Below are 6,028 nucleotides of genomic sequence, written 5' to 3'. Positions count from 1 at the left end.
TTCCCCCTCCAACTCTCCGCTCGGCGGCCGTGCTGACGATCGGGAAAGCCTGCTTACGCGAGCCGCTTTCCCGCTTTATGCTGGACGGGACGGAAAGGATTGGGTGGAAACCGCGGTGGCAGAAAAGAGCAACATCGAGGCGGAAATGGCGCGGGTTCGAGCGCGTCTAGCCAATCTGGATGCCGAACGGCAGCAGCTTCAGCGCGAGATGGCGTCCCTCGAGGTTCGCCTCGCCGCTGAGCACGCGCCAGCCGTGAAACATCCTTCCTTCGAGGACGCTCCGGTGACGAACAGTTCGCCGTCGCATGAAAAGGTCGATCTGTTCCGAAGTCTATTCGCCGGTCGGCCTGACGTGTTTCCTGTGCGGTGGAAAAACAGGAAGACCGAACGCTCAGGATATTCGCCTGCTTGTGCCAACGAATGGGTGAAAGACATTTGCGGCAAGCCGAAGGTCAAATGCGGCGAGTGCCCACATCAGAAGTTCATCCCGCCGAATGAGTGCATCATGGAAAAACACCTGCGCGGTGATGATGGACGCAGCGGGGATTTTGTCGCGGGCGTCTACCCGCTGCTCCAGGGTGATACATGCTGGTTTCTTGCTGCGGATTTTGACAAGGCATCCTGGGCGGAAGACGCCAGTGCGCTGCTGGAAACCTGCCGAGCAAAGGGAGTCCCTGCAGCGCTGGAGCGGTCGAGATCGGGCAACGGCGGTCATGTCTGGATCTTCTTCTCAGAACCCGTGTCCGCCCGTCTGGCGCGCCAGCTCGGATCGGTTTTGATCACGGAAACGATGGAAAGGCGGCCGGAGATTGGCTTTGCCTCCTATGACCGGCTGTTTCCAAACCAGGATATCATGCCGTTCGGCGGTTTCGGCAATCTGATCGCACTGCCGCTTCAGAACACTGCGCGCAAGGCTGGCAACAGCGTCTTTGTGGACGCGGGAATGCGGCCATTTGACGATCAGTGGGCCTATTTGTATTCCCTGCCGAGAATGTCGGCGTCAGCGGTGAGTGACCTCGTCGAAACGGCGGAGCTTTCCGGGCGGGTGTTGGGCGTGCGCATGCCGGTGGATGACGAACAGGCGAATGAGCCCTGGAAGATGTCTCCGTCACGCCACAGCACGCCACGACGTCTGGATGTGCCCATCCCGCAAACCATCAAGGTGACAGTCGCAGACCAGATCTATCTCGACCGGTCAGAGCTGCCTTCGGCCATGATTGCCCAACTGGTCCGGCTGGCCGCGTTCCAGAACCCCGAATTCTATCGCGCCCAGGCGATGCGGCTGCCGACATTCGGCAAGCCGCGAATTGTGTCCTGTGCCGAACTGCATCCCCGACACGTCGCCCTGCCGCGCGGCTGCTTCGACGAAGCGATCGGGTTCCTGTCCGATCACGGTGCGACAGCCGACCTGGACGATTTACGTGCAGACGGAACCCGCTTGCCGGAGACGGTCCGCTTCCGTGGCGAACTTCGCCCGCCGCAAACGCGCGCGTTTGACGCCCTGGCCGAACATGATACCGGTGTGCTTGCCGCCACGACCGCATTCGGCAAGACGGTCGTGGCCGCGGCGCTGATCGCACATCGTGCACGCAATACACTGGTGCTGGTTCACCGCCGGGAACTGCTAAACCAATGGGTCGAGCGGCTGAAGTCCTTTCTGCAGATCGACCCGAAGCTGATCGGCACCATCGGCGGCGGCAAACGCAAACCTACCGGTGTGATCGACGTGGCGCTGATCCAGAGCCTGGTCCGCAAAGGCGAAGTAGACGACATTGTTGCCGACTACGGACACCTTATCGTCGATGAATGCCATCATCTGTCTGCGTCAAGCTTTGAACTGGTCGCCCGCAGATCGAAGGCGCGCTACGTCACCGGGTTGTCGGCGACCGTCGCCCGAAAAGACGGACATCATCCGATCATCTTCATGCAATGCGGCCCCGTGCGCCATCAGGTGAGCGCCAAATCGCAGGCCGCCGAAAGCGGCATTCACCATCGGGCGCGTGAACGTCACACGAGATTCCGTTTGCCGGAGCCCCTCGCCATGGCGGAGCGCCCATCCATACCTGCAATTTATGCCGCTTTAGCGGAGGACCCTGCTCGAAACGATCTGATCTTCGACGATGTGCTGAAATCACTAGATGCCAAACGCTCGCCGATCGTGCTGACCGAACGGAAGGATCACCTCCAGTATCTTCAGGACCGGTTCTCCCGATTTGCGAAAAACATTATCGTGCTCCGCGGCGGCATGTCCGCAAAGGACCGGAAGGCCGCGCATGCGGGGCTGACTGTCGATGACGATGAGGAACGGCTGATCCTCGCGACAGGGCGCTACATCGGTGAGGGCTTCGATGATGCGCGGCTCGACACCCTGTTCCTGACGATGCCGATCGCCTGGAAAGGCACGCTGGCGCAATATGTCGGCAGGTTGCATCGGCAGCATGACGGAAAGAAAGACGTCCTGGTGGTCGACTATGTCGACAGTTCGGTTCCGGTCCTGTCCAGAATGGCGGCCAAGCGACGAACAGGCTATCGGGCGCTCGGCTATGTGATGGAATAGCGCCCCGCCGGACGCGGGACGCCAAATGTTACGCGTTCAGTCAGGAACGCTGCGTGGCGATGGCCAATATCTGCATCAGCTTGTCCGAGGGTTCCCGGAACTTGCCCGGTTTGATCAACGGTGCGTGATGGGCATCCAAGAGCGCGAGCTTCTCGGTCGGGTCTGCGCGCAGATACATCTCCGTTGTCTGGATGCTGGCATGGCCGAGCCAGAGCGCGACCTTGCGGACATCGCCGGTTGCCTGAAGTGTATGCATCGCACAGCTGTGTCGTAGCACATGCGGGGTGACGTGCTTTGCGGCGATCGACGGCGCCGAGCGTTCAGCTGTCACCACATGCTGCCGGAGCCTGTAGGCGAACCCGTCCCGTGTCATCTGGCGACCATCACGGTTCAGGAATAGTTCCGGCCCCGCATCGCCTGGCCGGACAGCCAGCCACGCGCGAATGGCGGCTTGGGTCTCTTTCCAGAGCGGCAGAATCCGCTCCCGCCGACCCTTGCCAAGAATCCGCACGCTGGAAAACGAGCCTTCAGGAAAATCGCCCATTCGCACTGCGAGCAGCTCGGACGCCCTCAAGCCCGCAGCATATGCCAGGTGCAGCATCGCCCGGTCACGCAGTCCCCCAAGCGTATAGCGGTTCGGTGCGGCAAGCAGGGCCTGGAGTTCTTCCCGGGTCAGGTAGTCGATGAGCCTTGTATCCGTGCGCTTGACGGGCAGGGCTCGGATCATCAGCGCCTGCTCGAGACAGGCCGGGTGGCGATGTTCGACGAAACGGAAGAACGATTTGATCGCCGCCAGCCGCGCGTTGCGGGACCGGACGGAATTGGCGCGCCCAACCTCGATGTGTTCAAGAAACGCCCTGATCATCTGAACATCGAGGTCTTCGATTGCGAGTTCCGAAGGGGAGCGCTTGAGCCGTCCAGCGGCAAACCGCAGCAAGAGGGTGAACGCGTGGGCATAGGCTGCGATGGTATGTCGGCTTGCACCGCACTCGCCCGGAAGATGGGTTTGCATGAAGGCCGAAAGATCGGGAGCGAGCGGGGTCATGCTGCACCTCCGATCCAGGTCTCTTCGGCGGTCGAGGCGATTATCTTCAGAAGGACCGGCGTGGCCTCAAGGTACCAATAGGTGTTGGCGATATCGACATGGCCGAGATAGGTGCTCAGGGCCTTCATGTGCCGCATGACCGCCTGCGGATCGTTCCCGCAAGCTTCCAGAGATCGCACCGCAAATGTATGGCGCAGATCGTGCAGCCGGGGTCCGGGACCAGTCGGAGTGCGATATCCGAGCTTGCGGACGATCCGGACGAAGACCACGTGGACCCTGGTCGCCGTCGGGGCACGGCCATGGCCGAGTACGAAAAGATCATCGCCGGGATTGCGCACGACGCCTCGGGCTTCGAGATAGCGGTCAAGCGCGGCGCGGGTCGAAGCATGTATCGGCACGAGGCGGCTCTTGCCGAACTTGCCATGCCGGATCATGAGACCGTCGTCGGTCAGGTCGTCGCACCGGAGGGACAAAGCCTCCGAAATCCGCAAACCTGTCGATGCAAGCAAACCGATAAGATTGTGGTAAGTCAGCGGGCTGATTGATGTCAGGCCCGGCACCAGAAGCGCTTCCCGCATGATCCGACTGATCTGGCCCTGAGTCATGATATACGGGGCGGGCCGCTGCCGTCGTGAACGGCCCAGCAGATTCAACGGCGGTATCTCGTGATGCGCATCTTCCGCATGCAGGAATACGGCTAACGCCCGGGCTTGATCGACCCGAATTTGCACGGCACCTGGCGTCGAGGCGCCACCAGCCCAGTCCAATATCAGGGTAGTTGTCACGTGGCTGGCTGATCGGTCTGCAGCGAAATCCGCGAAAGAGCGCAAGGACGTCTCTTGCGCGGCAAACTTCTTTCCAAGGGCGCGGTTCAGTTGAACGAAGCGATCGACATGGGAATGCATCATGATGCGCACTCCGGCCAAGGCTGGGCCACACCTGCCAGCATCTCGATATCGACCTTGGCATAGATCGCGGTCGTATCACGCGAGCTGTGGCGAAGCGCGACACCGATCTGATCAAGATCCGCGCCGCTGCGCAACCAGGCCGATGCCAGTGAATGGCGAAACACGTGCGCGCCCGTCGGCAGACCGGTGAAGCCACCCCGGGCAAGGACACGGGAAACGATCCCGGCGATCTCAGCAGAGGACCGAAACGGAGTGAATGGCGCCTGAATGCGCAGAAAGACCCTGTCAGTTGTGACGACCGGACGCACATCTTCGATATAGGTCAGCAGCGCATCCCCAGCATCCTGTGGTATTGGTACCAAAACTTCGCGTCTGGCTTTGCCATGCAATCGCAACCGACTCGCACGCCAGTCAATGTCTGACAGCCGCAATTGCCAGATGTCACCGGCGCGCAAAGCCAGCCGCGCGAGCAGAAGGAGTATGGCGCGGTCCCGTATCTCGACAGGCGTTTTGGTTCCACAGGACGCTATTATCTCTTCAATTTTGGTTCGAGGGATCGTCGGTGGTACCGTTGACAGCTTGCGCGAAACGGCAGATGGCACAGCATACAGGAGCGACGGGGCGCATTGATTCTGAACAATCGTGAAGCGCAAGAAAGCGCGCAGAACGGTCACCGTCATCCGCACCGAAGATCTTGAGCGCTCTTCGCCCTGGTTCAAAACGATCGAGCGGATTGCCGCCGCGTTGTAGTCTTTCGGGGTTGCCCCGAGGCTATCCAGCCAGCGGTTCGCTTCGTACAAGAAGCGCCGTACGGTCTCGTGCGTCACCCCACGTTCGCGGCGCAACCATTCCGAGAACTCGGTCAGGCGCGGATCGCAGGTGGTAACGCAGTCAGGCGCTTCAGGCGGGATCAGACCCTCATCCCTCAGGAACCGGACAAAAGCACGCGCACCACGGCGGCGGTTCTTGAGGCGCGAGCCCAGCATGTCCTTGCCATGTTTGGTCTTCTCCCCACAGCGGCAATTATGCCGTGCGAAATGATCGATGGTAGCCTCATCGATTCCGTGGGCCGGAACACGCATCAGCAGCGCCCATTCCGCGAAATGGCGGGCCTGAGTCAGCTGCGTCGAGTACGTCACCTTGCTATATCCGGTGGCGCAGAGCTTCTCTGCATGGGCCTCCAGATATTGCCCGAGCCGGGCGACTTCATTTGCAATGAAGACCACCCCGGTGGCTTCGAGATAGTTCAGGAATCTGCGTGTATCTGTGGCGTAGGCAGGCTTGCGCAGTTGCGCAGGGCTGTAGCGGCCGCAGCGGCAGTGATGGCGAAGGAACCGATCCACCGCCGATGCGTCGAGGTCTCTGGTCGGGATCTTCCGGGCGCGTGCCCACTTCAGAAAATGCCGGGCGGCACCCACGGCGCCCTTCGAGAGCCGGGGATTGTCTGCGAGATAGGCGCTGACCAGAGCGACGTCGTCGGCGTCGGCACGGCCGCCGAGCGGAGAGTTGGAGGGGGAG

At 61.1% G+C, this 6,028-nt stretch carries 4 protein-coding genes; 1 reads left to right on the top strand and 3 read right to left on the bottom strand.

The window, feature by feature from the left end; all coding sequences use genetic code 11:
• Window positions 1–2,557: TOTE conflict system archaeo-eukaryotic primase domain-containing protein (locus O4H53_RS26745; RefSeq protein ID WP_269368009.1), on the top strand; the 2,557-nt coding region annotated here is incomplete at its 5' end.
• 40 nt (window positions 2,558–2,597) lie between these two features.
• Here O4H53_RS26745 and O4H53_RS26740 read toward each other — a convergent pair.
• From O4H53_RS26740 to O4H53_RS26730, 3 genes are all read right to left on the bottom strand, one after another.
• Window positions 2,598–3,602: a tyrosine-type recombinase/integrase gene (locus O4H53_RS26740; protein ID WP_269368007.1), complete on the bottom strand. Its 1,005-nt coding sequence runs from the start codon at window positions 3,600–3,602 to the stop codon at window positions 2,598–2,600.
• On the bottom strand, window positions 3,599–4,510 hold the full coding sequence (locus O4H53_RS26735) for a tyrosine-type recombinase/integrase (RefSeq protein WP_269368005.1): 912 nt from the start codon (window positions 4,508–4,510) through the stop codon (window positions 3,599–3,601). The genes O4H53_RS26740 and O4H53_RS26735 overlap by 4 nt, the downstream gene beginning before the upstream one ends.
• A partial coding sequence (locus tag O4H53_RS26730) for a tyrosine-type recombinase/integrase (protein WP_269368003.1) occupies window positions 4,507–6,028 on the bottom strand: 1,522 nt, incomplete at its 5' end. The genes O4H53_RS26735 and O4H53_RS26730, both read right to left, overlap by 4 nt.

Source organism: Sulfitobacter sp. G21635-S1 (assembly GCF_027213915.1).
Taxonomy (GTDB): domain Bacteria; phylum Pseudomonadota; class Alphaproteobacteria; order Rhodobacterales; family Rhodobacteraceae; genus Sulfitobacter.
Note: the sequence above shows the minus strand (reverse complement) of the source record. Positions and strands in the feature narration are given on the sequence as shown.